Here is a 24,566-nt window from a genome sequence, read left to right as displayed (position 1 = left end):
GGGTGGCCGCTCCGCGGCGCGGGCCGGCGCCCGGAGCCGCGGCCGACCACCCGCGGGCCGGTGCCCGGAGCCTCGCTCTCAGCCTCGCAGGTCGACGAGGAGCGGTGGGATGTGCTCGCCCCGCACATGGGTGAGGGAGAGAACGGCGTGGCCCGGCGGCACAGCGTGGGCCAGGTCGGAGGCGGACCAGCGTTCCCGTTCCACCTCGCGTACGGTCACGGCGTCCGAGGTGACGGCCTGGCCTGTGACCAGTTTGCGGAGGGTGTGCACGACCCGGGTGAGCGGTTCGTCGGAACGTACGGTCCGGCGGGTCACGTCCCGGGCCTCGACCCACTCGGTGCCCCAGGTCTCCGCGAATCTCTTTCCGTCCCAGGTGTTGAGTCCCGCGAGGGCGACACGGCAACCGACAGCGCCGAACAGGGGCGTGCGCAGGTGCTCGGGGACGTCGTCGAGGGTCCGCAGACCGAGCACGACTCCGGCGTGGGCGGAACGCAGGCCCTGCAGTCCCCGCACGGTCGCGGCTGTGAGCGTATGTCCGGCGTCGTCCAGGACGAGGCAGGCGAAGCGGGACCGGTCGGCACGGGCGACGGCGCGGGAGAGGAACTGCGCGAGGACGAGCCGGGCGAGGAGCCTGGACGCCTCCGGGTGGCTCGTCTCCGGCAGGTTGATCCGGACCCTGACGGGATGATCGAGAGCCCGCATGGTGAACGGCTGCCTCGTACCGGTGGTGTCGAAGAAGCCGGCGAAGGTCGGGCGGTCGAGCAGGGCGAGCCGGTCGGCGAGGACGGTGGCCGGGTCGCCGGTGGTGCCGTGCTGCCGCTCGCGGGCGTCGAGTTCACGGACCAGGGACGATCGGCCGTCCTGCTCGAGGGCCGTGCGGAGCGCGCGGAGGGAGGACGGGGCACCGTCGAGAAGTTCGCGGAGCTCCGGGACGAGGGGGAATCGGCCGTGGACGGCGCGGAAAGGCCCGAGAAGCTGTGCGAGCACGGCCGCGGCCCGCCGGGTGTCGGTGGTGTCGTCGGCGAGGACGTCGGCGAGCAGGGTGGCGGCCTGGTCGGGATCGGTGGTCCCGCCGTAGAGATCGAGGTCGTGCGGTGAGACCTGGTCGCCGATCCCGATGACCACGTCGTAGGCCTCGTCCGGGCCGAGCGGCGTCCCGACGGAGCCGACCACGACGACGGCCGCCTGTCCGGTGAGTGCCTGGAGCGCCAGGGACTCGACGAGGGGGCGGACGAGCCGGGTGGTCTTGCCGCTGCCGGAAGGGCCGACGGCGAGCATCGAGGTGCCGAGGACGGCGGGGTCGAGGGCGAGCCCGGTGTCCCGGCGCGCGTACGGGTTGCGCGGCACGTCTGCGACGGTGCCGAGACGCACCTGCCGGAGGACGAGGTCGTGCGCGGCGGTTCGGCCCGGCAGGTGCCGGGCCCCGGAGGGGTGAAGGAACGCCGCGCCACCACGCGTGTGGACCTCCCGCAGGAAGGCGGCCTGCCGGTCGGGCGCGGAGCATGCCGTCTCCCAGGCCGTGCGGATCCGGACGTGGTCGATGTCGTTCATGGTTCCGGCGGCGGCTTCGGCGGCGAGCCGGTCGGCGGCTTCGGTGAGACCGGCGGCCCTCAGCTCCGGCCAGGTGACGGGGTCGGCGCTCGGCGCGGGTGCGGGGCCGGGGGCCGCGGGGCCCCCGGTACGACGCAGGGCGAGCCAGACGAAGGGCAGGACGGTGACGAGGGTGACGATCTGGAGGGCGGTTCCCGCCCTTCGCTCGTTGACGTACGCGGCGTCCGCACCGGTCTTCTCGAAGGGCATCAGCGCGTAGGCGACGTCCTTGAGCGGCGCCCAGCCGCCGCGGACGAGTGCGACGGTGACGATCCCGGCGACGAGGGCGAGGCCGACACGGACAGCGGCCTGGGGGTGCTCCTGGGTGAGCCTGCGCCAGGCGTACGGCCAGCGGCCGAGACGACCGGCGCCGTAGAAGACGCCACCGAAGAGAACGAGCCGGTAGAGAGCGAAGGCGAGGGGGCCTCCGGTGTCCGGCTGGGGCCCGCCTCCCAGCGGGCGCCACCAGTCCCCGGGAGTGAAGAGTTTGATCGGGACGTCCCAGTACGGGATGTATCCGTTGCGGAGCAGGGACCAGAACAGGACCGCGACCAGGAGTGAGAGCACCGTGCCGGTGAGCACCGCCCGCAGGTGGGGCTCATCGGGTTCGTGGTCGGGGCGCGGGACGTGTCCGTATCGCCAGACGCCGGGGCCGGCGGCCGGTCGCGGGGCCCGCAGCCAGTCGACCAGGGTGGTCCCGCCACCGTTCGGCACCGACGCCGGCACCGGAGGCGCAGGGGGCGGGGGCGGCGGCATCGGCGGCGGTCCGGCCGGGCGGGGGATCTGGTCGGGCCGCGGGCGCCCGTCGTGTGTGCCCCGTGAGCCGTGATTGCCCTCGAACTCCATGACCCCTGCCCCCTGGCCCTTCACTTCCGCGATGCCACCGTCCGACGCCCCAATCTAGGGCCTCGGCAGAGGATCACGCGCCGGATCGGACCGATGCCGTGGAGGCGGCCCGGACAACAGCGCGTATGGCCGATAAGGACAAGGACACGCCGGCACCGCTCCCATCCGTAGCATGCGCTCAGCGGGTGGCCGCGCCTAGCCTGCGGAGGAAACCCGCAAGTGCGTCCAGAACACCCCCAGGAGCCCCGCATGAACGCTGTCCCGCAGGAGCGGCGCGTCGTCACCGCCATTCCCGGTCCGAAGTCGCAGGAGCTTCAGGCCCGCCGGCTCGAGACGGTCGCCGGTGGCGTGGGCTCCACGCTGCCCGTCTTCACCAAGCGGGCCGGTGGCGGCATCATCGAGGACGTCGACGGCAACCGTCTGATCGACTTCGGTTCCGGTATCGCCGTGACCTCGGTCGGCGCCTCCGCCGAGGCCGTCGTGCGCCGCGCCTCCGCGCAGCTCCAGGACTTCACCCACACCTGTTTCATGGTGACGCCGTACGAGGGTTACGTGGAGGTCTGCGAGGCGCTCGCCGAGCTGACCCCGGGCGACCACGCCAAGAAGTCCGCGCTGTTCAACTCGGGCGCCGAGGCCGTCGAGAACGCGGTCAAGATCGCCCGTTCGTACACCAAGCGTCAGGCCGTCGTCGTCTTCGACCACGGCTACCACGGCCGTACGAACCTCACGATGGCGCTGACCTCGAAGAACATGCCGTACAAGCAGGGCTTCGGTCCGTTCGCGCCCGAGGTCTACCGCGTGCCGGTCGCCTACGGCTACCGCTGGCCCACCGGCCCGGAGAACTGTGGCCCCGAGGCCGCCGCCCAGGCGATCGACAACATCACCAAGCAGATCGGCGCCGAGAACGTCGCCGCGATCATCATCGAGCCGGTCCTCGGCGAGGGCGGCTTCATCGAGCCGGCCAAGGGCTTCCTGCCGGCGCTCGTGAAGTTCGCCAACGACAACGGCATCGTCTTCGTCGCCGACGAGATTCAGTCCGGCTTCTGCCGTACCGGCCAGTGGTTCGCGTGCGAGGACGAGGGCATCGTCCCGGACCTCATCACCACCGCCAAGGGCATCGCGGGCGGTCTGCCGCTCGCCGCCGTCACCGGCCGCGCCGAGATCATGGACTCCGTCCACGGCGGCGGCCTCGGCGGCACCTACGGCGGCAACCCGGTGGCCTGCGCCGGTGCGCTCGGCTCCATCGAGACGATGAAGGAGCTCGACCTCAACGGCAAGGCGCGCCGCATCGAGGAGCTCATGAAGGCCCGCCTTACGGCGATGGCCGAGAAGTTCGACGCCATCGGTGACATCCGTGGCCGCGGCGCCATGATCGCCATCGAGCTCGTCAAGGACCGCGCGACCAAGGAGCCGAACCCGGAGGCCGCGGGCGCGCTCGCGAAGGCCTGCCACGCCGAGGGCGTGCTGGTCCTGACCTGTGGCACCTACGGCAACGTGCTGCGCTTCCTGCCGCCGCTGGTCATCGGCGAGGACCTGCTGAACGAGGGCCTCGACGTCATCGAGAACGCGTTCGCCCAGATCTGACACCCCGTGAGGGTCGCGGTGTGAAGACTCTGTGGGGGGCCGATGGCGGGATGCGTTTTCCGCTGTCGGCCCCCTCTTCTCTGACGTACGGTTTCTGCAGATGAGAGAAACACCCCGGGCGGAGCATCCCCAGCCCCGCCCACACCGTGCCGTCGCGCACACCCCTGGAGCCTCGTGCTCCGGAACTCCTCACCGATCGGATGGCCGCCCGCCCCACACCCCCCGGGGCGTGCGGCAGCCCGATCCCCTCGGCCGCCCTGGAACCACCCCCCCTGTTCCAGGGCGGCCGGCTCTCTTCTCGGCGCTCGTCGCCCTCGCCGTCGTGACCTGGCAGGTGCTCGTCCACGGCCCCTTGGCCAGGCTCGACGAGCGGGTGTCCCGGGCCCTGGTGGACACGGTCCCCCGGTCCCTCTCCGAACTCGGCGCCGACCTCGGCAACCTGACGGTGGCTCTCCCCGTCCTCGGTTGCGCGATGGCGTACGCCCTGTGGCGCGGCCGCCGCGCCGCCGCCCTGTACGCGGGCCTCGCGATGGCCGCCGTACCGCTCCTGGTGATCCCCCTGAAGGAGTGGACGGCCCGCCCCGGCCCCCTGGAGCCCTGGGCGCAGGGCTACTACCCCTCGGGCCACACGGCCACGGCCGCCGTCGCCTACTTCGGCGCGGCCTTCCTCGTCTCGAACCGCCTGATCCCCGTCGCCGCCGTACTGACGGCGGTGACGGGGACCGGACTGATCCTGCGGGGCTACCACTGGCCGCTGGACGTGCTGGCCAGTCTCTGTCTGTCGCTGCTGATCCTGGCGGTCAGCTCCAGCTGTACGAATCGAAGTTCCGCGAGAACTCCCACTGGTTGTAGCGGTCCCAGTTGATCGACCAGGTCATCAGGCCGCGCAGGGCGGGCCAGGTGCCGTGGGTCTGGTACGTGCCGCAGTTGACCTTCTTCGTCAGGCAGTCCAGGGCCTTGTTCACCTCGGCCGGGGTCGTGTGGCCGTTGCCCGCCTGGGTGGAGGCGGGGAGGCCGATGGCGACCTGGTCGGCGCGGAGGGCCGGGAAGAAGCGGTCCGTGTTGCCGGCGACGGGGAAGCCGGTGAGGAGCATGTCGGTCATGGCGATGTGGAAGTCGGCGCCGCCCATCGAGTGGTACTGGTTGTCCAGGCCCATGATGGAGCCCGAGTTGTAGTCCTGGACGTGGAGCAGGGTCAGGTCGTCGCGCAGGGCGTGGATGACCGGCAGGTAGGCGCCGGCGCGCGGGTCCTGGCCGCCCCAGGGGCCGGAGCCGTAGTACTGGTAGCCGAGCTGGACGAAGAAGGTCTCCGGGGCCATCGTCAGGACGAAGTTCTGGCCGTACTTGGCCTTGAGGGTCTTGAGGGCCTGGATCAGGTTGACGATGACCGGGCTCGTCGGGTTCCTGAAGTCGGTGTCGCCGGTCTGGAGCGACAGGGAGTGGCCCTCGAAGTCGATGTCGAGGCCGTCGAGTCCGTACTCGTCGATGATCTTCGAGACGGAGGAGACGAAGGTGTCGCGGGCGGCGGTGGTGGAGAGCTGGACCTGGCCGTTCTGGCCGCCGATGGAGATGAGGACCTTCTTGCCGGCGGCCTGCTTGGCCTTGATCGCGGCCTTGAAATCGGCCGTGGACTCGACGTTCGGGCATTCCGTGGCCGGGCACAGGCTGAAGCGGATGTCGCCGGAGGTCACCGAGGTCGGTTCGCCGAAGGCGAGGTTGATGACGTCCCAGGAGGCGGGGACGTCGGCCATCCGGGTGTAGCCGGAGCCGTTGGCGAAGCTGGCGTGGAGGTAGCCGACGAGGGCGTGGGCGGGGAGGCCCGGATTGCCGCCCCCGCCGCCGCTGGTCGTCGTCGCGGTCACGGCGGCCGACTTCGGGGACTCGCCCGCGCTGTTCGCGGCGCTGACCTGGAAGGTGTACGCGGTCGAGGCCGTGAGTCCGGTCGCGGTGGCCGAGGTGCCGCTGACCGTCTGCACGCGCGTGGTGCCGCGGTAGACGTGGTACGAGGTGGCACCGGGGACCGCACTCCACGTCAGGGGCACGGTGCTGGACGTCGGGGAGCCCGCCGCGAGGCCGATGGGTGCGGCCGGGAGCTGCACGGGGGCGCCGCCGGGGCCGTACAGGGAGAGGTCGTCGGCCTGGTAGGCGGGGGTGCCGTACCAGCCGTGGGTGTAGATCGTGACCGAGGTGGTCGAGGCGCCGGTGGTGAACGTGGTGGCGAGCCGCTGCCAGTCGGGGGCGGAGCCCGTCCAGGTGGAGACGTCGGTGGTGCCGGTGCCGGAGGCGCCGAGGTAGACGTAGCTGCCGCGCACCCAGCCGCTGAGCGTGTAGGTGGAGCCGGGCTTCACGGTGACGGTCTGGGAGCACTTGGCGTTGTCGCTGCCGGCCGGGGTGGCCTGGAGCGCCTTCGTACCGCTGCGCACGGGCGAGGAGACGGCGGCGCCGCTGCCCGCCGTGCAGGTCCAGCCGTCGAGGCCGGCCTCGAAGCCGCCGTTGCGGGCGAGTTCGGCGTCGGCGGCCTGGGCCGCGGGGGTGAGCGCGGCGAGTCCGCCGGCGGCGAGGACCCCCGCGAGGAGCAGGGTGAGAGGTCTGGCGCGGTCCACAACTGCCTCCGGGAATGGGGGAATCGAGGTGGGAGCGCGCCACAGCATGGTCCAGACCAATCAAGTGGTCAAGACCTCTGTACGGACATCACCTCTCCTCACCCCCCATCGAGGCCCCTCTCCTCCCTGGCCAGTTGCCCCGCCGCCTCGTGCATCGCCAGTTCGAGGAGGGCGGCGTCGGTGAGGGTGCCCGCGCCGTCCGGCGTCACCAGCCAGCGCACCGCACCCGTCGCCCGCCCCGGGTACGGGACCACGATCCAGGTCCCGGCGCCCGCGCCGCGCACGCCCGTACCGAGCCAGCGGGCGGCGGTGCCCGGCGGCACGAAGAAGCCCATCCGGGCGTCGCCGAAGTCGGCGAGGACCGGTCCCGGCCGGTCCACCAGGCGGGTCAGCACGTCGAGCGTGGGGTAGCCGAGCTCCGCCGGCAGGATCAGGACGTCCCAGCGCCTGCCGGCGGGCAGCAGCGCGACCCCGTGCGGGTTGCGCTCCCACTCCCACCGGCAGGCGTCGGGATCCGGCGCCACCGATGCCAGCCACTCCACGGCACTCCTGGCGCCCGCGGCCCCCGTATCAGTCATCGCAACGGTCTCCTTCCGGGTGGACACGGTGTCCAGACGGAGAGAGCGGGGTCGACGTCTTCTCTTACGCGACTTCGGGTCACCAGGAAAGTGATCTGGGTCACACGCCGGAGGCCCGATCGGGTGGACGGTGCCGGGCCTGGTCGGCGGCTTCCCTCGCCCGCCCCTCCCCCGTGTTCGTATGAGCCTCCGCCCGGTATCGCCGCCCTCGCCACGGGAGTACCCATGCCGTTCCCCGAGTCATCGGGTGGTGCCGGAGCCGCGGCACCGGGCGGCGCGCGTCGCTCCGGCAAGGGGCCGCTGCGCCGCCTCGGCGACTGGTCGGCCCGTCACTTCGTCGTCGTCGTTGTCGGTTGGGTGGTGGCCCTGGGCGCCCTGGTGGGGCTGAACCACGCGTACGGCGGCGAGTACTCCGACAACTACTCGCTGCCGGGCACCCAGTCCCAGGAGGGGCTCGACGTGCTGCGTGCGCACGAGCCCGCCGCAGGCGGCTACAGCGCCCAGGTGGTGCTGTACGACGGCGCCGAGCCGCTCACGGACGCCGGCGACCAGATCTCGTCCGCCGTGGCCTCGCTGGAGAAGCTCCCGCACGTCCTGAACGCCACGAGCCCGCTGCCGGCGTCCGGCACCCAGCCGCCTTCCCCTCTCCCAGGGACCCCGAACGTCGGCCCGCTGTCCACCGACGGGAAGACCGGCTACATCACCGTCCGCTTCGACGTCCAGCCCGGCACCCTCGGCGACGACTACCTGACCGGCGTGGACAGCGCCGTGGCGCCCCTGCGGGCCACCGGGGTCCAGGTCGAGTACGGCGGGGCACTGGGTGAACTGGCCCGGCCCGAGGCGGACGACCGGACCAGCGAGGCGATCGGGTTCGGCGTCGCGGTCATCGTCCTGATCATCGGCTTCGGCAGTCTGATCGCCGCCGTACTGCCCCTGGTCACCGCCCTGGTGGCGGCCGTCTGCGGCCTCGCGGTCCTCGGCCTCCTGGCCGCGGTGTGGAACTTCGCGACCGTCTCCCCCACCCTGGCGACGATGATCGGCATCGGCGTCGGCATCGACTACGCGCTCTTCCTGATCACCCGGCACCGGCAGCTGCTGATGAACGGCCAGGATCCGGTCGCGGCCGCCGGGCTCGCCACCGCGACCAGCGGGCGGGCCGTCCTCGTCTCGGGCTGCACCGTCGTCATCGCCCTCGGGGGGCTGTGGGTCTCCGGACTGAGTTTCATCGGACTGCTCGGCCTGGCCGCGACCTCCACCGTCGTCACCGCCGTCGCCGGAGCCCTCACGCTCGTTCCGGCGATGCTCGGGCTCATCGGTCGCCACATCGACCGGCTGCGTCTGCGCGCTCCCGTCGCCGAGAGCGACGCAGCGACCGGCGGGGTGACCAGCGAGACGCCCCGCGGGGCGACCGGTGGGGCGAGCGGTGAGGCGCACGGCACCTGGCATCGCTACGCCCTGCGCGTGGAACGCCGTCCCTGGTGGTTCCTGACCTCGGGCGTCGTCGTCCTCGTCGTGCTCGCCATCCCCCTGTTCTCCATGCGGCTCGGGCACATCGGCGACGGCGCGGACCCGAAGTCCTTCACCGACCGGCGCGCCTTCGACCTCATGTCCTCCGCCTTCGGACCCGGCTCCAACGGGCCGCTGACCCTCGTCATCGACCAGACCTCGGTCCCCGCGGCCGACCGCTCCGCCCTGGCGAGCCAGGCACAGAAGGCGCTCACCGGGGTGCCCGACGCCGCCCTGATCACCCCGCTCACGACGACCTCGGACGGCGACGTCCTGATCGCCACGGCCTACTCGGTCGCCGCCCCGCAGGACGAGAAGACCACGTCGCTGACCAACCACCTGGCCGACGACGTCCTGCCCCAGGCGGTCGGCGGCACCACCGCGGCCACGTACGTCACCGGCACCACCGCCGCGCAGGTGGACTTCCTCGACATCGTCTCCAGCCGGCTGCTGTTCATCATCGCCGTGGTCGTCGCGCTGGCGTTCCTCGTCATCCTGGTCGTCTTCCGGGGCCCGCTCGTGGCCGCCAAGGCGGCGGTGCTCAACCTGCTGTCCATCGCCGCCTCGTACGGCGTCGTCGTCGCCGTCTTCCAGTGGGGCTGGGGCGGCCCGGCGCTCGGCGTCTCCGGCGAGGTGCCCATCGAGAGCTACGTGCCGATGATGATGTTCGCCATCGTCTTCGGCCTGAGCATGGACTACGAGATCTTCCTGCTGTCCCGGGTCCACGAGGCGTGGCTGCGCACCGGCGACGCGAAGGCGAGCGTGGCCCACGCCCTGGAGATCACCGCGCGGGTCATCACCTGCGCGGCGCTCATCATGGTGAGCGTCTTCGCGGCCTTCATCCTCGACGACAGCATCGTGGTGAAGATGATGGGGCTCGGGCTGGCCGCGAGCGTGCTCATCGACGCGACGGTCGCGCGGCTGCTGCTGGTGCCCGCGGTGATGACCCTGCTCGGGAAGTGGTCCTGGTGGACCCCGCACTGGCTGGACCGGATCCTCCCGCACGTCGACACGGAGGGCGAGGGCGAGATGGCCGCGGCGGGCGGGAACGGCGCGGCGGGGCCACGGCGAACGCCATGACCCCGCCGCTTCACCGGTCCTAACTGTCGAAGCCCAGACCCAGCTTGTCCATCGTCTTCAGCCACAGGTTGCGCCGCCCGCCGTGCTCGTCGGCGCGCGCCATCGACCACTTGGTGATGCCGATACCGGCCCAGGCGATCGGCTCCGGCGGGAACGGCAGCGGCTTGGAGCGGACCATCTCGAGCTCCGTGCGCTCGGTGCGCTCCCCCGCGAGCAGGTCGAGCATCACGTCCCCGCCGAAGCGGGTGGCGCCGACGCCCAGACCGGTGAACCCGGCCGCGTACGCCACCTTGCCCTGGTACGCCGTACCGAAGAAGGCCGAGAAGCGGGAGCAGGTGTCGATCGCGCCGCCCCAGGCGTGGCTGAAGCGCAGCCCCTCCAGCTGCGGGAAGCAGCGGAAGAAGTGCTCGGCGAGCTTGAGGTACGTCTCCGGGCGGTGGTCCATGTCGGCGTTGAGCTTGCCGCCGAAGGGGTAGATCGCGTCGTAGCCGCCCCAGAGGATGCGGTTGTCGGCGGTGATCCGGAAGTAGTGGAACTGGTTCGCCGAGTCGCCGAGGCCCTGCCGGTTCTTCCAGCCGACGGAGGCGAGCTGCTCGGGGCTGAGCGGCTCGGTCATCAGGGCGTAGTCGTAGACCGGGACGGTGTACGGGCGGACGCGCTTGACCAGCGAGGGGAAGACGTTGGTGCCGAGCGCGACCCGGCGGGCGACGACCCGGCCGTACGGGGTGCGGACGCCCATGCCGGCGCCGACGGAGACCAGGTCGAGGCCGGGGGTGTTCTCGAAGATCCGTACGCCCAGGTCGAGACAGGCCCGCTTGAGGCCCCAGGCCAGCTTGGCCGGGTTCAGCATGGCGACACCGCGGCGGTCCCAGAGGCCGCCGAGGAAGGTCGGCGAGTCGACCTCGGCGCGGACGGCGTCCCGGTCGAGGAGTTCGAGGCCGTCCGCGAGACCGAGCCGGTCGATCTCCGCGTACATCTCGGCCAGTTCCTCGACCTGGTGCGGCTCGGTGGCGACGTCCAGCTCGCCGGTGCGCTCGAAGTCGCAGTCGAGGGAGTAGCGGGCGACCGCCTCCTCGATGCCGTCGAGGTTGCGCTCGCCGAGCTCCTCCAGCTTCGGCAGCTCGCCCGGCCAGCGGGCGAGCCCGTTGCCGAAGCCGTGCGTGAGGGAGGCGGCGCAGAAGCCTCCGTTGCGGCCCGAGGCGGCCCAGCCCACCTCGCGGCCTTCGATCAGTACGACATCCCGGGCGGGGTCGCGCTCCTTGGCGAGGAGCGCGGTCCACAGTCCGCTGTAGCCGCCGCCGACGACGAGGAGATCGCACTTCTCGGTGCCGGTGAGGGCGGGCAGGGCGCCGGGCTTGCCGGGATCTTCCAGCCAGAAGGGGACGGGCTGGGCGTCGGAGAGAGATTGTGCAGCGAGACGCATGGCGACTGGGGCCATGGTTTCCAACTCCTTCGGTGCCTGAGCTGCCTAGGGCTGCGGGCTCAGGCTGTTGCTGTTTTCTTGCGCCGGTTCGTAATGATTTGCCCGGCCATGACCACCAGTACCGCGAGGACGAACATCGCGGTGCCGATGACGTTGATCTGCACGGGGGTGCCACGCTGCGCCGAGCCCCAGACGAACATGGGGAAGGTGACGGTGGAGCCCGCGTTGAAGTTGGTGATGATGAAGTCGTCGAACGAGAGCGCGAAGGCGAGCAGGGCGCCGGCGGCGATGCCGGGCGCGGCGATCGGCAGGGTGACGCGCAGGAAGGTCTGCACGGGTCCCGCGTAGAGGTCGCGCGCGGCTTCCTCCAGGCGCGGGTCCATGGACATGACCCGGGCCTTGACCGCCGTCACGACGAACGACAGACAGAACATGATGTGGGCGATGAGGACCGTCCAGAAGCCCAGCTCGATCCCCATGTTGAGGAAGAGGGTGAGCAGCGAGGCGGCCATGACGACCTCGGGCATCGCCATCGGCAGGAAGATCAGCGAGTTGATCGCGCCACGCGCCCGGAAGCGGTAGCGGACAAGCGCGAAGGCGATCATCGCGCCGAGGACGACGGCGCCGACGGTGGCCCAGGCGGCGAGCTGGAGCGAGAGCGAGAGCGACTCGCACAGGTCGGCGACGCCGCAGGGGTCCTTCCAGGCGTCGAGGGAGAACTCCTGCCAGGAGTAGTTGAAGCGCCCCTTCGGCTTGTTGAAGGAGAACGCCATCACGACGAGGTTCGGCAGGATCATGTACGCGAGCGTCAGCAGGCCCGCGATGACGACGAGGTTGCGTCGTATCCAGCGCATCAGACCAGATCCTCCGTTCCGGCTCGGCGGATGTAGACGGTGACCATGACCAGCACGATCGCCATGAGGATGAAGGAGAGCGCCGCCGCCGTCGGGTAGTCGAGGACCCGGAGGAACTGCGACTGGATGACGTTGCCGACCATCTTGGTGTCGGTGGAGCCGAGCAGTTCGGCGTTGACGTAGTCGCCGCTCGCCGGGATGAAGGTGAGCAGGGTGCCGGAGACGACGCCGGGCATCGACAGCGGGAAGGTCACCTTGCGGAAGGTGGTCGCCGGGGAGGCGTACAGGTCCTGCGCGGCCTCGTGCAGCCGGCCGTCGATCCGCTCCAGGGAGGTGTAGAGGGGCAGGATCATGAAGGGCAGGAAGTTGTACGTGAGACCGCAGACGACCGCCATCGGGGTGGCGAGCACACGGTCGCCCTCGGTCCAGCCGATCCAGCTGGTCACGTCCAGGACGTGGAGGGTGTTCAGCACGTCCACGACGACGCTGTCGTCCGCGAGGATCGTCTTCCAGGCCAGCGTGCGGATGAGGAAGCTGGTGAAGAAGGGCGCGATGACGAGGACGAGGAGCAGGTTGCGCCAGCGGCCGGCCTTGAAGGCGATCAGATACGCCAGCGGGTAGCCGAGCAGCAGACAGAGCAGGGTCGCGGTCCCGGCGTAGAGCAGGGAGCGGACGAACTGCGGCCAGTACTCCTGGAAGGCGTCCCAGTAGGTCTGGAAGTGCCAGGTGACCTCGAAGCCCTTCTCCAGGGAGCCGGTCTGCACCGAGGTGGAGGCCTGGTAGATCATCGGCAGCGCGAAGAAGACGAGCAGCCAGATGATGCCGGGGAGCAGCAGCCAGTAGGGGACGAGCCGCTTACGGGTGGGAGGCTTGCGCAGAACCGGTTCTTCGACCGGAGCCGCCTCCTCCTTCGTGAGGGTGGAGGTGCTCATCCGGCGTCCTCCACCGTCTCCACGCCCGCGTCGATGTCCTGATCGGCGTCGAGCCCGAAGGTGTGCGCCGGGTTCCAGTGCAGGACGACCTGGGCGCCGGGGACGAGACGCGCGTCCCGCTCGATGTTCTGCTCGTACACCTGGAGCTCCGCGCCCGCCGGGCTGTTCACCACGTACTGGGTGGAGACGCCGATGAAGGAGGAGTCGACGATCCGGCCGGTCACCCGGTTGCGGCCGTCGGCTATCGAGCCCGCGTCGTCGGCGTGCGCGAGCGAGATCTTCTCGGGGCGGACACCCACGAGCACCTTGCCGCCCTGGCGGACGGCGGAGGTACAGCGGTCGCCGGGCACACGGAGCTTGCCGCCGCCCGCCGTCACCACCACGTCGGCGCCTGTCTCCAGGACCTCGGCCTCGATGAGGTTGGAGGTGCCGAGGAAGTTGGCGACGAAGGTGGTCTTCGGGTTCTCGTAGAGGTCGGCGGGGTGGCCGAGCTGCTCGACGCGGCCGCCGTTCATCACCGCGACCTGGTCGGCCATCGTCATGGCCTCCTCCTGGTCGTGGGTGACGTGCACGAAGGTGATGCCGACCTCGGTCTGGATCCGCTTGAGCTCCAGCTGCATCTGGCGGCGCAGCTTGAGGTCGAGGGCGCCGAGCGGCTCGTCGAGGAGCAGCACCTGCGGGTGGTTGATGAGGGCGCGGGCCACGGCGACGCGCTGCTGCTGGCCGCCGGAGAGCTGGTGCGGCTTGTGGCGGGCCTTGTCGCCGAGCTGGACGAGCTCCAGCATGTCGTCGACCTGCTTCTTCACCGACTTGATGCCGCGGCGGCGCAGACCGAAGGCGATGTTCTCGGTGATGTCCATGTGCGGGAACAGCGCGTAGGACTGGAAGACGGTGTTGACCGGCCGCTTGTACGGCGGGAGGTCGGTGACGTCCTTGTCGCCGAGGAAGACGCTGCCGGTGCTGGGGTCCTCCAGGCCGGCGATCATGCGGAGCGTGGTGGTCTTGCCGCAGCCGGAGGCGCCGAGGAGGGCGAAGAAGGAGCCCTGCGGGACGGTCAGGTCGAGCGGCTGGACGGCGGTGAAGGAGCCGTACGTCTTGCTGATCCCGGTGAGACGGACGTCGCCGCCGCCCGTGTTCTTTCCAGTGTGAGCAGTCTTGTCAGTCATGGGTTGTGGTCCCAGGGGAGTGAGAGAGGTGGACGACGTGGGCCTCAGGCGCCGATGAGCTGGGCGAACTTCTCCTCGTACGCCGTCTCCTCCGCGCTGGTGAGCGAGCGGAAGGCGCGCGACTTCTTGGCCATGGCCTTGTCCGGGAGGATCAGCGTGTTGTTCGCGAGCTCGGGGTCGATCTTGGCGAGCTCGTCCTTCACCCCGTCGACGGGACAGACGTAGTTGATGTACGCGGCGAGCTGGGCGGCGACGGGAAGCTCGTAGTAGTAGTCGATGAGCTTCTCGGCGTTCGTCTTGTGCCGGGCCTGCGTGGGGACGAGCAGGTTGTCGCTGGAGGTGATGTAACCGGCGGACGGGATGGCGAACTTGATGTCCGGGTTGTCCGCCTGGAGCTGGATCACGTCACCGGCCCAGGCGAGGCAGGCCGCCAGGTCGCCCTTGTCCAGGTCCGAGGTGTAGTCGTTGCCGGTGAAGCGGCGGATCTGCTTCTTGTCGACGCCCTTCTGGAGCCGGCCGATCGCCGCGTCGTAGTCGGCGTCGGTGAACTTCCCCGGGTCCTTGCCCATGTCGAGCAGGGTCATGCCGACGGAGTCGCGCATCTCGGTGAGGAAGCCGACCCGGCCCTTCAGGGAGGGGTCGTCCAGGAGCTGGGTGACCGAGTCGACCTTCTTGCCGCCGGTCGCCTTCGCGTTGTACGCGATGACGGTGGAGATACCGGTCCACGGGTACGAGTAGGACCGGCCCGGGTCCCAGTCGGGGCGGCGGAACTGGGCGGAGAGGTTCGCGTACGCGTTGGGCAGGTTCGACGGGTCGAGCTTCTGCGCCCAGCCGAGCCGGATCATCCGGGCGGCGAGCCAGTCGGTGACGCAGATCAGGTCACGGCCGGTGTCCTGGCCGGCCGCGAGCTGCGGCTTGATCTTGCCGAAGAACTCGACGTTGTCGTTGATGTCCTCGGTGTACTTGACCTTGATCCCGGTGCGTTTCGTGAACGCCTCCAGGGTGGGGCGGCCCTTCTCGTCCTCGCTGACGTCCATGTACTCGGTCCAGTTGGAGAAGGCGAGGCTCTTCTCCTTGGCCGAGACGTCGATGGACTCGGGGCCCTGGCCCTCCCGCTTGGCCGGCGGGATGCCACAGGCGCTCAGGGACGCGAGGCCGCCGATCGTGAGGGCGCCGAAACCGCCCGCGCGCAGCATCGAACGGCGGCTGAGTGCTCCCCGGCCACTGGTCAGGCTGCGTCGTATCGCCGCCGTCTGCGCGGCGGACAGGCTGTCGGGCTCGTACTGCTCCATGCGCTGTGCCCTTTCGGGATGGTGTGAGCCGCTGGTCCGGCGGCGAGCTCCACGCGGCGGTAGCCGCATATGGATTACGGACGGTCCCCGAAGATCGTGCGGTGCCAGTCCTTCGCGGCGACCGCGGTGTTGTCGAACATCACGTGCTTGACCTGTGTGTACTCCTCGAAGGAGTACGCCGACATGTCCTTTCCGTAGCCCGAGGCCTTGGTGCCGCCGTGGGGCATCTCGCTGATGATGGGGATGTGGTCGTTGACCCAGACGCAGCCCGCCTTGATCTCGCGGGTGGCGCGGCCCGCCCGGTAGACGTCACGACTCCAGGCGGAGGCGGCCAGGCCGTACGGGGTGTCGTTGGCGAGCCGGATGCCCTCGTCGTCGCTGTCGAAGGGCAGTGCCACCAGGACCGGGCCGAAGATCTCCGACTGCACGACCTCGCTGTCCTGCGCGGCGCCGGTGATCAGGGTCGGACGATAGTACGCACCGTCCTTCAGGTCGCCCCCCGGGGCTTCGCCGCCGGTGACGACGGTGGCGTAGCCGCGGGCGCGCTCGACGAAGCCGGCGACGCTGTCGCGCTGGGCGTGGCTGATCAGCGGGCCGAGGTCGGTGGTCGGCGCGAAGGGGTCGCCGAGGCGCACGGTCTCCATGAGCTCGGCCACGCGCGCGACGAAGGCGTCGAAGAGCGGGCGCTGGACGTACGCGCGCGTGGCGGCGGTGCAGTCCTGGCCGCTGTTGATGAGGGAGGCGGCGACGGCTCCGTGGGCGGCGGCCTCCAGGTCGGCGTCGTCGAAGACGACGAACGGGGCCTTGCCGCCGAGTTCGAGGTGGAGGCGCTTCACGGTGGCGGTGGCGATCTCCGCGACCCGCTTGCCGACGGGGGTGGAGCCGGTGAAGGAGGTCATGACGACGTCGGGGTGGCCGACGAGGTGTTCGCCGACGGTCCGGCCCGCGCCGTTGACGATGTTGATGACGCCGTCGGGGATGCCGGCCTCCGTCGCGGCCTGCGCGAACATCAGGGAGGTCAGCGGGGTGAGCTCGGCCGGCTTCAGGACGATCGTGTTGCCGGCGGCGATCGCCGGGAGGACCTTCCAGGCGGCCATCTGGAGCGGGTAGTTCCAGGGGGCGATGGAGCCGACGACGCCGATCGGTTCACGCCGGATGTACGAGGTGTGGTCGCCGCTGTACTCGCCGGCCGACTGGCCTTGGAGATGGCGTGCGGCCCCCGCGAAGAAGGCGGTGTTGTCGATGGTGCCGGGGACGTCGAACTCGGTGGTGAGCTTGAGGGGCTTGCCGCACTGGAGGGACTCCACCCGGGCGATGTCCTCGGCCCACTCGGCGAGGACTGCGGCGAAGCGGTGCAGCGCGTCGGAGCGCTCGCCCGGCGTGGCGCCCGCCCAGCCGGGGAACGCGGCCTTGGCGGCGGCGACGGCCTCGTCGACGTCGGCGGTGGAGGCGAGCGTGTACGTGTAGACGCTCTCCCCCGTCGCCGGATCGATCACGCTGTGTTCCTGATCTGACGTTCCGGCGCGGAGCCGACCGCCGATGTACTGTGCGCCGTCCGCGAAGCGGTCCGTCACCTGGAAGCGGTTGCCCATGACGCTCTCCGTTGTCCCAGCCTGAATTGAGTGCCGATCCTGACAGAGGGACGGCACGCCAACAAGTGATTCCGTTGTTGCCTTTTGGTTACGCGACGGAATCGGTCGACCATGTGTCGAGGCACCCCGAAAATCTCCGTACGGAGTGTCCGTGGCGACTGTCAGACTCGCATGCATGAGCAAGATCGAGGAGCTGACGCAGCAGGTCAACAGGGGTGAGAAGGTGAAGTGGCTGCACTTCTGGGGCCACCGCCCGCACCCCGAAGGGCGCCTCTCGGCGAGCTGTCTGAGCCAGTGGTGGCCCGCACGCTTCGTGGTCGACGGCGTCCCCTACGCGACGGCGGAGCACTGGATGATGGCGGCCAAGGCCCGCCTCTTCGAGGACGCGGACGCCGAGCGGGCCGCGCTGACCGCCCGTACCCCCGCCGAGGCGAAGAAGGCGGGACGCCTCGTGCGGGGCTTCGACGAGGCGGTGTGGGAGCGGGAGCGCTTCGGGATCGTGGTGGAGGGCAGCGTCCACAAGTTCTCGTCGGACGAGGCCCTGCGCGCGTACCTCCTGGGCACGGGCACCCGCGTCCTGGTGGAGGCCAGCCCCGTGGACCGCGTCTGGGGCATCGGCCTCGCGGCCGACGACCCGGGTGCCCACGACCCCGCCCGGTGGCGCGGCCCGAACCTCCTGGGCTTCGCCCTGATGGAGGCGCGGGAGCGGTTGCGGGGGGCGTGAGACGCGGGAGGGCCCCGCACCGGAGACCGGTGCGGGGCCCTCTCACGCGTACGGCCTCAGCGGCCGCTCTCGACCACCAGGCTCGACGCGAACGGGTCGTCCCCGGAGTTGTCGAAGTTCGAGGAGTCCTGGTTGAGCGCCCAGATGATGAAGCCCAGGAAGATGGCGCCGACCAGGATGCCGACGGCGCCCAGGATGACGCCCGCGAGCGCCATGCCCCGGTTGGTCGCCTCGCCCCGGCCCGCCTTCTTCATGCCGATGATGCCGAAGATCAGCGCCAGGATGCCGAGGATCACCCCGAGGCCGTACGTGCAGAAGCCCGCGACGGCGATGATGCCGAGCACCATCGCGGCCGTCCCCATGCCGTTGGACGGGGACTGCGGGTAGCCGGGCTGGCCGGGGTAGCCGCCGCCGTACGACGACGGGTATCCGGGATAGCCGTACCCGGAGGACGCCGCGGTGACCGGCGGCGGCGTCACGGCCGCCGGGTAGCCGTACCCGCCGGACGTGTCCGCCGCCGGGTAGCCGTAGGCGCCGGGCGTGGCCGCGGGGCCGCCGGGAGCGACCGGCGGCGGCGGTACCGCGCCCGGGTCGGGCGTGAGCGGCATGGACGTGACGGTCTGCTGGTCGTGGACCGGCGAGGGCGACGGCGTCGCCGGCTTGCTCAGCTCCACCCCGTCGCGGTTCGGCGGAGCCCACGGGTCCGCCGGGTCGTACCCGTCCCGCGACTGGTCTCGGTTGTCAGACATGGGCCTCCCCCATCATGGTCCCGCCATGCTACGACCTCACCCCGTCGAGTGAACCGTCCGGCCTACGATGACCTGATGACCGACCTCCACCCGTTCATCGCGGGCCTGCCCAAGGCCGAGCTGCACGTCCACCACGTGGGCTCCGCCTCGCCCCGCATCGTCGCCGAGCTGGCGGCGCGTCACCCCGACTCCAAGGTCCCCACGGATCCGGAGGCGCTGGCCGACTACTTCACGTTCACCGACTTCGCGCACTTCATCGACGTCTACCTGTCGGTCGTCGACCTGGTCCGCACCCCGGAGGACGTCCGGCTGCTCACCTTCGAGATCGCCCGTGACATGGCCCGGCAGAACATCCGGTACGCCGAGCTGACCATCACCCCCTACTCCTCCACCCGCCGGGGCATCGACGAGCACGCCTTCATGGCGGCGATCGAGGACGCCCGCAAGTCCGCGGAGGCGGAGTTCGGCACCGTCCTGCGCTGGTGCTTCGACATCCCGGGCGAGGCCGGCCTGGTCTCCGCCGAGGAGACCGCCCGCCTCGCCACGACCGACGGCCTCCGCCCCGAGGGCCTGGTCTCCTTCGGCCTCGGCGGCCCGGAGATCGGGGTGCCGCGTCCGCAGTTCAAGCCGTACTTCGACCTGGCGCGGGCGGCCGGCCTGCACTCCGTCCCGCACGCGGGCGAGACGACCGGTCCGCAGACGGTCTGGGACGCGATCCGCGACCTGGGCGCCGAGCGCATCGGCCACGGCACCAGCTCGGTCCAGGACCCGGCACTCCTCGCGTACCTGGCGGAGCACCGCATCGCCCTGGAGGTCTGCCCGACCTCGAACATCGCCACGCGGGCCGTCGCCACCCTGGACGAGCACCCGATCCGGCAGATGGTGGACGCCGGGGTGCTCGTCACGGTCAACAGCGACGACCCGCCGATGTTCGGCACCGACCTCAACAGCGAGTACGCGGTCGCCGCCCGTCTCCTCGGCCTCGACGAGCGCGGTGTCGCCGCCCTCGCGAAGAACGCGGTGGAGGCCTCGTTCCTCGACGCGGCCGGCAAGGCCCGGATCGCCGCCGAGATCGACACGTACACGGACGGCTGGCTCACGCGCTGACGACCGGTCCGCACGCCGAAGACCGGCTCACGGCACGCCGACGACCGGCTCGGGCGCCGGCGGCTGGCTCGCGCGCCGACGACGGTGAGAATGGGCCCATGGACTCCGACACCGCCAGGGACCTGACCGCCTTCCGGGAAGCCGTCGGGAGGCCCGTCACCGTCGTGGGCCATCGCGGCGACCCGTACCGCGTCCGCGAGAACACGCTCCGCTCGATCGGCTCGGCGATCGAGCGGGGCGCGGACGCCGTCGAGGTCGACGTCCGGCTGACGAAGGACGGGGTGCCCGTCCTCCTCCACGACGACACCCTGAAGCGCCTGTGGCGCCACGACCGGCCCCTCGCCTCGCTCTCGTACGAGCAGGTCCGCGAGCTGACCTACGGCGGGGTGCCGACCCTGCGCGAGGCGCTGCTCACCGCCGGGGACCGCCGGCTGATGCTGGACCTGCCGGGCGGCAACGAGGACTCGGTCCGCACCATCGTGGGGACGGTCCGCGAATGCGGCGCCGGAGAGCGGGTGTACTACTGCGCGGGGGCCGTCGCCATGCTCCAGGTGCGCGCCGCCGACCCGGCCGCCGAGATCGCGCTGACCTGGACCTCGCTCGCCCCGCCCCGCCCGATCCTGCTCGACGCGGTACGGCCGCGGTGGCTCAACTACCGCTTCGGGCTTGTCAGTCGGGGGCTGACCGAGCGGGTGCACCGGGACGGGCTGCTGGTCTCGGCCTGGACGGCGGACACGGCCCGCACCATGCGTAAGCTGATCTTGAACGGGGTCGACTCGGTCACCACGAACCGGGTCGGCACACTCACCGACGTCCTGCGAAAGGCCCGCGCGTGAACGACCGGATCCGGACCGACATCGCCCACAACGCCCGTGTGTGGAACTACTGGCTGGGCGGCAAGGACAACTACCCGGTGGACCGCGCGGTCGGCGACCAGGTCACCGGCTTCTACCCGAGCATCGGCGAAGTGGCCCGCGCGGACCGGGCGTTCCTCGGGCGCGCGGTGACCCACCTGGCCGCAGAGGAGGGCGTACGGCAGTTCCTGGACATCGGTACGGGCCTGCCGACCGCCGACAACACCCACGAGGTGGCCCAGCGGGTCGCGCCCGACGCCCGGATCGTCTACGTCGACAACGACCCGATCGTCCTCACTCACGCCCGTGCGCTCCTGACGAGCGCGCCGGAGGGGGTCACCGAGTACGTGGACGCCGACGCGCACGACCCGGAGAAGATCCTGGCGGCGGCCGCGGAAACGCTCGACCTGTCCCGTCCGGTCGCGGTGATGATGCTCGGCATCCTCAACTTCGTCCTGGACACCGACGAGGCCCGGTCGATCGTGCGGACCCTGATGGACGCCGTCCCCTCCGGCAGCTTCCTGGTCCTGACGCATCCCACCCTTGAGCCGGAGCTCGGCGGCGAGGGCAACAAGGCCGCGATGGCCTTCTGGAACGAGAACGCGACCCCGCCGATCACCGCCCGCAGCCGCGCCGAGTTCACCTCCTTCCTGGACGGTCTCGACGTCCTGGAGCCCGGCATCGTCTCCTGCGCCCGCTGGCGCCCCGCCTCCGCGGAGGCGGTCACGGTCGCGCAGTTCGGCGCGGTGGGCCGCAAGCCGTAATGGTCATACGGGCGGGCGTGGGGGCGGGCATACGGGCCGACGTGCGCGGCCGGTGGGAGCGGACCAGGACCTGGGGCGCGGCGAACCCGTGGGCGGTGGACCTCGGGATCGCGCTGCTCGTCCAGGCGGCGATGACGATGCCGTTCGTGGTGCCGCGCCCGCCCGGCCTCGAACCGGCGACCTGGGCCGCGTACGGCCTCACGTCCCTCACCGTGCTGCCCCTGGTCTGGCGGCGGCGCGCGCCCGTCACCGTACTGCTCGCGATCATGGTGGCGAGCGCGCTGTACAAGGTGGCCGTGGAAGGGCCGGGGCAGCCACTGCCGTACACCGGACTCGTCATCGTCTACACGATCGCGCTCCTCTCGCCGCCCTGGAAGCGGCTCGCGACGGTGGGGCTCCTGGTGGTCGCGGTGCCGGTCTCGGTGTGGCTCAACACCCGATCGGCGCGCGAACTGACCTTCTCGCTCTTCGTCTTCGCCGCCGCCTATGTCTTCGGGCGGCTCCAGGACGCCCGGCAGCGCGCCCACCGGATCGAGGCCGAGCGGGCCGCCGCCCGCGAACGGGCCAGGATCGCGCGGGAGATGCACGACATCCTGTCGCACGCGGTGAGCCTGATGATCGTGCAGGCGGAGGCTGGCCCGGTGGCGGTACGGGTGGCGCCGGAGCGCGCGGAGGCCGCGTTCGAGGCGATCTCGGAGACCGGCCGTGAGGCGATGAACCAGCTGCGGCAGATGCTGGGGCTGCTGCGCGAGAGCCCCGAGAACCCCGAGACCACCGCTCCCCGGGAGCCGCGGCCGGACATCGCCGCGCTTCCCGAACTGATGGAGCGTGTCAGGAGCAGCGGCCTCGCCGTCTCGTACACGACGGAGGGCGGAGTGCGGGCCTCGCTGCCCGCGGCGACCGGCGCGAGCGTCTACCGGATCGTGCAGGAGGCGCTGACGAACGTCGTCAAGCACGCGGAAGCCCGTACGGCCGAGGTCCTCATCTCCCGGGCGGACGGCGTCCTGCTCGTCACGGTGACCGACGACGGGCGCGGCCCTCGGGGCGGCTCCGGCGGCCACGGCCTCCTCGGCATCCGGGAGCGGGCCGCCGCGCACGGCGGGACGGCCACCACCGGCCCGGGGCCCGGCGGCCGCGGATTCGAGGTGCGGGTCCTGCTCCCCGTACCCTCCACGGCGGAGGTGGGGGCATGACGATCCGGGTGGTGGTCGCGGACGACCAGGAACTGGTACGCAGCGGCTTCGCGATGATCCTGGACGCGCAGTCGGACATCGAGGTGGTGGCGGAGGCCGGGGACGGGGCGGAGGCGGTCGAGGCGGTGCGCCGGCACGCGCCCGACGTGGCGCTGCTCGACATCCGGATGCCGGGAACAGACGGCATCGAGGCCTGCCGGGCGATCAGCGCGGAGTCCGGCTGCCGGACGGTGATGCTGACGACCTTCGACACCGACGCGTACGTGTACGAGGCGCTGCACGCGGGCGCGAGCGGCTTCCTCCTCAAGGACGTACGGCGCGACGATCTGGTGCACGCGGTACGGGTGGTGGCGGCGGGCGACTCGCTGCTCGCGCCGTCCGTGGCGCGGCGGCTCGTGGAGCAGTACACGGCGGGCGGCCCGCGCCGGACGGCCGGGGGCCCCGATTCCCGGCTCGACGTACTGACGGGCCGGGAGCGGGAGACGCTGCTGCTGCTCGCGCGCGGTCTGTCCAACGCGGAGATCGCGGCGGAGCTGACGGTCAGCGACCACACGGTGAAGACCCACGTGGGGAACGTGCTCGCCAAGCTGGACCTGCGCGACCGGATCCAGGCGGTGATCTGCGCGTACGAGACGGGCCTGGTCGCGGCGGGTTCTCAGGAGCCCGCACCTCCCCGGCCCGCGCCTCGCTGACGCGCGTCTCGCCCGCCCGGGGGAGGCGGACCCCCGGGCCTCTCCCCCGCGTCGGTGAGAAACGACCCGCCGAAGACCACCGGCGCGGGCGATCCGCCGATCGTCCCTGGTCAGCAGGATGGAGCCATCGAGAACACGGGCTCACACCACCGGAGTTGACCATGAGGAAGTCCACCCGCACGCTGCTCGCCGCCGCCCTGCTCCTGGGCGTCGCCGCGGGACCGGCGACAGCTCCGGCCTTCGCGGAGACCTCGGCGAAGTCCCCGGCAGCAGCGGCTCTGTCCCCAGGGACGAACCCTGATCTGAGCGCGGTGATCGCGGGGCTCCCCCGCACCGACGCCACCGCCGCGCTCGTCCGGATCGGCGGCACCGAGGGCTCCTGGCAGGGCAGTTCGGGCGTTCACGACCTCGAGACGAACGCCCCGGCGGACCCGGCCGCCCGCTTCCGGGCCGGTTCGGTGACGAAGGTGTTCACTGCGGCGACCGTCCTCAAGATCGCCGCCGAGGGGCGGATCGACCTGGACCGCACGGCCCGCTCGTACCTGCCGGAGCTGATCCCCGGCCGGTACGCGACGGTGACCGTACGCCAGCTCCTGAACCACACCCACGGCATCCCGGCCCCCGACTTCCCGGGCACGACGGTGGAGGAGTGGTACGAGCACCGCTTCGACGTCCACTCCGCCGAGGCGATGGTCCGCTCGGCGACGGCGAAGCCGCGCGAGTTCCGGCCGGGCACCCGGCAGCACTACCTGAACATCGGGTACACGGTGGCAGGACTGATCGTGGAGCGGGTGACGGGCGACTCGTTCGAGCGGCAGGTGGAGCGCCGTATCCTGCGCCCGCTCGGTCTGCGGGACACCTACCTGCCGGGCGCGGCCGCCGAGATCACCGGTCCGTACAACCACGGCTACCAGACGATGCGGCTCGACAACGGGACGACCGGGCTGCGCGATGTCTCGGTGTGGCGGGCCACGGACGGCTGGGCGGCCGGCGACCTGGTGTCGACCACCGCCGACCTGGAGCGGTTCACCCGGGAGCTGTTCGCGGGCCGGGTGGTGCGCGGACCGCTCCTGGAGGAGATGTTCACGCTGCCGAAGGTCCCGGACGCGAAGACCGGCGCCCCGGCCGCGTACTCCGCCGGCCTGTCGATGAAGCGGCTCGGCGGACGCGAGGTGTGGGGCAAGACGGGCGGCCGCTGGGGCTACAACGCGGCCGTCGCCTCCACCCGCGACGGCGCGCGCACCCTCGTCTACAGCGTCAACTCCACCGACGCGAAGGGCCAGGACATGAACCCGACTGCCCTGAACCTCATGGTGGCGGCGTACGGCCTGCCGGACCAGGACTAACGAGCTCGTGCACGGTAAGCGATGAGACGTCGAGGGCTCCGGCAGGCCTGGTGCTCACCTCTGCCGTCGTGGGTTCAGGTCCGCGGTCTGC

At 71.2% G+C, this 24,566-nt stretch carries 20 protein-coding genes; 10 read left to right on the top strand and 10 right to left on the bottom strand.

Annotated features, from left to right (window positions below):
- Window positions 1-78: 78 nt before the first annotated feature.
- Window positions 79-2,436 (bottom strand): ATP/GTP-binding protein, encoded by a 2,358-nt coding sequence (locus tag ACIRB7_RS32385; protein ID WP_403606012.1) that lies wholly within the window; start codon window positions 2,434-2,436, stop codon window positions 79-81.
- Window positions 2,437-2,685: 249 nt separating this feature from the next.
- Here ACIRB7_RS32385 and gabT point away from each other — a divergent pair, with 249 nt between their 5' ends.
- Together gabT and ACIRB7_RS32375 are read left to right on the top strand one after the other, a co-directional pair.
- A complete protein-coding gene (gene gabT, locus ACIRB7_RS32380; protein ID WP_403606009.1) occupies window positions 2,686-4,020 on the top strand; it encodes a 4-aminobutyrate--2-oxoglutarate transaminase in 1,335 nt (444 codons plus the stop codon).
- Window positions 4,021-4,120: 100 nt separating this feature from the next.
- On the top strand, window positions 4,121-4,885 hold the full coding sequence (locus ACIRB7_RS32375) for a phosphatase PAP2 family protein (protein ID WP_403606006.1): 765 nt from the start codon (window positions 4,121-4,123) through the stop codon (window positions 4,883-4,885).
- Here the strand turns inward: ACIRB7_RS32375 and ACIRB7_RS32370 are convergent.
- Complete coding sequence (locus ACIRB7_RS32370; RefSeq protein ID WP_403606003.1) at window positions 4,821-6,623, bottom strand: chitinase; 1,803 nt, start codon at window positions 6,621-6,623, stop codon at window positions 4,821-4,823. The two genes, ACIRB7_RS32375 and ACIRB7_RS32370, sit on opposite strands and share 65 nt — an antisense overlap.
- A 98-nt stretch (window positions 6,624-6,721) precedes the next feature.
- Window positions 6,722-7,201, bottom strand: coding sequence for a hypothetical protein (locus ACIRB7_RS32365; protein ID WP_403606000.1), 480 nt, complete (start codon window positions 7,199-7,201; stop codon window positions 6,722-6,724).
- Between the two features lie 225 nt (window positions 7,202-7,426).
- Here ACIRB7_RS32365 and ACIRB7_RS32360 point away from each other — a divergent pair, with 225 nt between their 5' ends.
- Window positions 7,427-9,787 carry an MMPL family transporter gene (locus ACIRB7_RS32360; protein WP_403605997.1) on the top strand — a complete coding sequence of 787 codons (2,361 nt, stop codon included), beginning with the start codon at window positions 7,427-7,429 and terminating at the stop codon, window positions 9,785-9,787.
- Between the two features lie 19 nt (window positions 9,788-9,806).
- On the opposite strand, the gene ACIRB7_RS32355 is transcribed toward ACIRB7_RS32360, so the two are convergent.
- From ACIRB7_RS32355 to ACIRB7_RS32330, 6 genes are all read right to left on the bottom strand, one after another.
- A complete protein-coding gene (locus ACIRB7_RS32355; RefSeq protein WP_403605995.1) occupies window positions 9,807-11,225 on the bottom strand; it encodes an NAD(P)/FAD-dependent oxidoreductase in 1,419 nt (472 codons plus the stop codon).
- A gap of 44 nt (window positions 11,226-11,269) precedes the next feature.
- Entirely contained in the window at window positions 11,270-12,064 is a 795-nt protein-coding gene (locus tag ACIRB7_RS32350; RefSeq protein WP_403605992.1) for an ABC transporter permease, read from the bottom strand.
- Window positions 12,064-12,996 (bottom strand): ABC transporter permease, encoded by a 933-nt coding sequence (locus ACIRB7_RS32345; protein WP_403605989.1) that lies wholly within the window; start codon window positions 12,994-12,996, stop codon window positions 12,064-12,066. The genes ACIRB7_RS32350 and ACIRB7_RS32345 overlap by 1 nt, the downstream gene beginning before the upstream one ends.
- On the bottom strand, window positions 12,993-14,162 hold the full coding sequence (locus tag ACIRB7_RS32340; RefSeq protein ID WP_403605986.1) for an ABC transporter ATP-binding protein: 1,170 nt from the start codon (window positions 14,160-14,162) through the stop codon (window positions 12,993-12,995). Before ACIRB7_RS32340 ends, ACIRB7_RS32345 begins: the two co-directional genes overlap by 4 nt.
- A 44-nt stretch (window positions 14,163-14,206) precedes the next feature.
- On the bottom strand, window positions 14,207-15,454 hold the full coding sequence (locus ACIRB7_RS32335) for a spermidine/putrescine ABC transporter substrate-binding protein (RefSeq protein WP_403605983.1): 1,248 nt from the start codon (window positions 15,452-15,454) through the stop codon (window positions 14,207-14,209).
- 74 nt (window positions 15,455-15,528) lie between these two features.
- A complete protein-coding gene (locus ACIRB7_RS32330) occupies window positions 15,529-17,046 on the bottom strand; it encodes a gamma-aminobutyraldehyde dehydrogenase (RefSeq protein ID WP_403605980.1) in 1,518 nt (505 codons plus the stop codon).
- A gap of 175 nt (window positions 17,047-17,221) precedes the next feature.
- On the opposite strand from ACIRB7_RS32330, the gene ACIRB7_RS32325 reads away from it, so the two are divergent.
- On the top strand, window positions 17,222-17,770 hold the full coding sequence (locus ACIRB7_RS32325) for an NADAR family protein (protein ID WP_403605977.1): 549 nt from the start codon (window positions 17,222-17,224) through the stop codon (window positions 17,768-17,770).
- A gap of 56 nt (window positions 17,771-17,826) precedes the next feature.
- Here ACIRB7_RS32325 and ACIRB7_RS32320 read toward each other — a convergent pair whose 3' ends face one another.
- On the bottom strand, window positions 17,827-18,519 hold the full coding sequence (locus tag ACIRB7_RS32320; protein ID WP_403605974.1) for a DUF4190 domain-containing protein: 693 nt from the start codon (window positions 18,517-18,519) through the stop codon (window positions 17,827-17,829).
- 75 nt (window positions 18,520-18,594) lie between these two features.
- Here ACIRB7_RS32320 and ACIRB7_RS32315 point away from each other — a divergent pair, with 75 nt between their 5' ends.
- The 6 genes from ACIRB7_RS32315 to ACIRB7_RS32290 all read left to right on the top strand — a co-directional run bounded on the left by ACIRB7_RS32315 (window position 18,595) and on the right by ACIRB7_RS32290 (window position 24,475).
- On the top strand, window positions 18,595-19,626 hold the full coding sequence (locus tag ACIRB7_RS32315; RefSeq protein WP_403605971.1) for an adenosine deaminase: 1,032 nt from the start codon (window positions 18,595-18,597) through the stop codon (window positions 19,624-19,626).
- Between the two features lie 98 nt (window positions 19,627-19,724).
- Window positions 19,725-20,462, top strand: a complete 738-nt coding sequence (locus tag ACIRB7_RS32310; protein WP_403605968.1) for a glycerophosphodiester phosphodiesterase — start codon at window positions 19,725-19,727, stop codon at window positions 20,460-20,462.
- Window positions 20,459-21,244, top strand: a complete 786-nt coding sequence (locus tag ACIRB7_RS32305; protein WP_403605965.1) for an SAM-dependent methyltransferase — start codon at window positions 20,459-20,461, stop codon at window positions 21,242-21,244. The genes ACIRB7_RS32310 and ACIRB7_RS32305 overlap by 4 nt, the downstream gene beginning before the upstream one ends.
- A gap of 137 nt (window positions 21,245-21,381) precedes the next feature.
- Window positions 21,382-22,437 carry a sensor histidine kinase gene (locus tag ACIRB7_RS32300; protein ID WP_403606144.1) on the top strand — a complete coding sequence of 352 codons (1,056 nt, stop codon included), beginning with the start codon at window positions 21,382-21,384 and terminating at the stop codon, window positions 22,435-22,437.
- A complete protein-coding gene (locus tag ACIRB7_RS32295; protein ID WP_403605962.1) occupies window positions 22,434-23,129 on the top strand; it encodes a response regulator in 696 nt (231 codons plus the stop codon). The genes ACIRB7_RS32300 and ACIRB7_RS32295 overlap by 4 nt, the downstream gene beginning before the upstream one ends.
- 161 nt (window positions 23,130-23,290) lie before the next feature.
- On the top strand, window positions 23,291-24,475 hold the full coding sequence (locus ACIRB7_RS32290; RefSeq protein ID WP_403605959.1) for a serine hydrolase domain-containing protein: 1,185 nt from the start codon (window positions 23,291-23,293) through the stop codon (window positions 24,473-24,475).
- Window positions 24,476-24,566 lie beyond the last annotated feature (91 nt).

Source organism: Streptomyces sp. NPDC093795 (assembly GCF_044764665.1).
Taxonomy (GTDB): domain Bacteria; phylum Actinomycetota; class Actinomycetes; order Streptomycetales; family Streptomycetaceae; genus Streptomyces.
The sequence above is the reverse complement of the archived record's forward strand: the minus strand, read 5'-3'. Positions and strand labels throughout refer to the sequence as shown.

Bases quoted from the DNA above. Each gene is read 5' to 3' on its own strand.
- ACIRB7_RS32325 (WP_403605977.1), top strand. From the start codon at position 17,222: ATGAGCAAGATCGAGGAGCTGACGCAGCAGGTCAACAGGGGTGAGAAG.
- ACIRB7_RS32385 (WP_403606012.1), bottom strand. From the start codon at position 2,436: ATGGAGTTCGAGGGCAATCACGGCTCACGGGGCACACACGACGGGCGC.
- gabT (WP_403606009.1), top strand. From the start codon at position 2,686: ATGAACGCTGTCCCGCAGGAGCGGCGCGTCGTCACCGCCATTCCCGGT.
- ACIRB7_RS32345 (WP_403605989.1), bottom strand. From the start codon at position 12,996: ATGAGCACCTCCACCCTCACGAAGGAGGAGGCGGCTCCGGTCGAAGAA.
- ACIRB7_RS32320 (WP_403605974.1), bottom strand. From the start codon at position 18,519: ATGTCTGACAACCGAGACCAGTCGCGGGACGGGTACGACCCGGCGGAC.
- ACIRB7_RS32375 (WP_403606006.1), top strand. From the start codon at position 4,121: ATGAGAGAAACACCCCGGGCGGAGCATCCCCAGCCCCGCCCACACCGT.
- ACIRB7_RS32360 (WP_403605997.1), top strand. From the start codon at position 7,427: ATGCCGTTCCCCGAGTCATCGGGTGGTGCCGGAGCCGCGGCACCGGGC.
- ACIRB7_RS32300 (WP_403606144.1), top strand. From the start codon at position 21,382: ATGCCGTTCGTGGTGCCGCGCCCGCCCGGCCTCGAACCGGCGACCTGG.
- ACIRB7_RS32295 (WP_403605962.1), top strand. From the start codon at position 22,434: ATGACGATCCGGGTGGTGGTCGCGGACGACCAGGAACTGGTACGCAGC.
- ACIRB7_RS32355 (WP_403605995.1), bottom strand. From the start codon at position 11,225: ATGGCCCCAGTCGCCATGCGTCTCGCTGCACAATCTCTCTCCGACGCC.
- ACIRB7_RS32315 (WP_403605971.1), top strand. From the start codon at position 18,595: ATGACCGACCTCCACCCGTTCATCGCGGGCCTGCCCAAGGCCGAGCTG.
- ACIRB7_RS32350 (WP_403605992.1), bottom strand. From the start codon at position 12,064: ATGCGCTGGATACGACGCAACCTCGTCGTCATCGCGGGCCTGCTGACG.
- ACIRB7_RS32330 (WP_403605980.1), bottom strand. From the start codon at position 17,046: ATGGGCAACCGCTTCCAGGTGACGGACCGCTTCGCGGACGGCGCACAG.
- ACIRB7_RS32335 (WP_403605983.1), bottom strand. From the start codon at position 15,454: ATGGAGCAGTACGAGCCCGACAGCCTGTCCGCCGCGCAGACGGCGGCG.
- ACIRB7_RS32290 (WP_403605959.1), top strand. From the start codon at position 23,291: ATGAGGAAGTCCACCCGCACGCTGCTCGCCGCCGCCCTGCTCCTGGGC.
- ACIRB7_RS32310 (WP_403605968.1), top strand. From the start codon at position 19,725: ATGGACTCCGACACCGCCAGGGACCTGACCGCCTTCCGGGAAGCCGTC.
- ACIRB7_RS32340 (WP_403605986.1), bottom strand. From the start codon at position 14,162: ATGACTGACAAGACTGCTCACACTGGAAAGAACACGGGCGGCGGCGAC.
- ACIRB7_RS32365 (WP_403606000.1), bottom strand. From the start codon at position 7,201: ATGACTGATACGGGGGCCGCGGGCGCCAGGAGTGCCGTGGAGTGGCTG.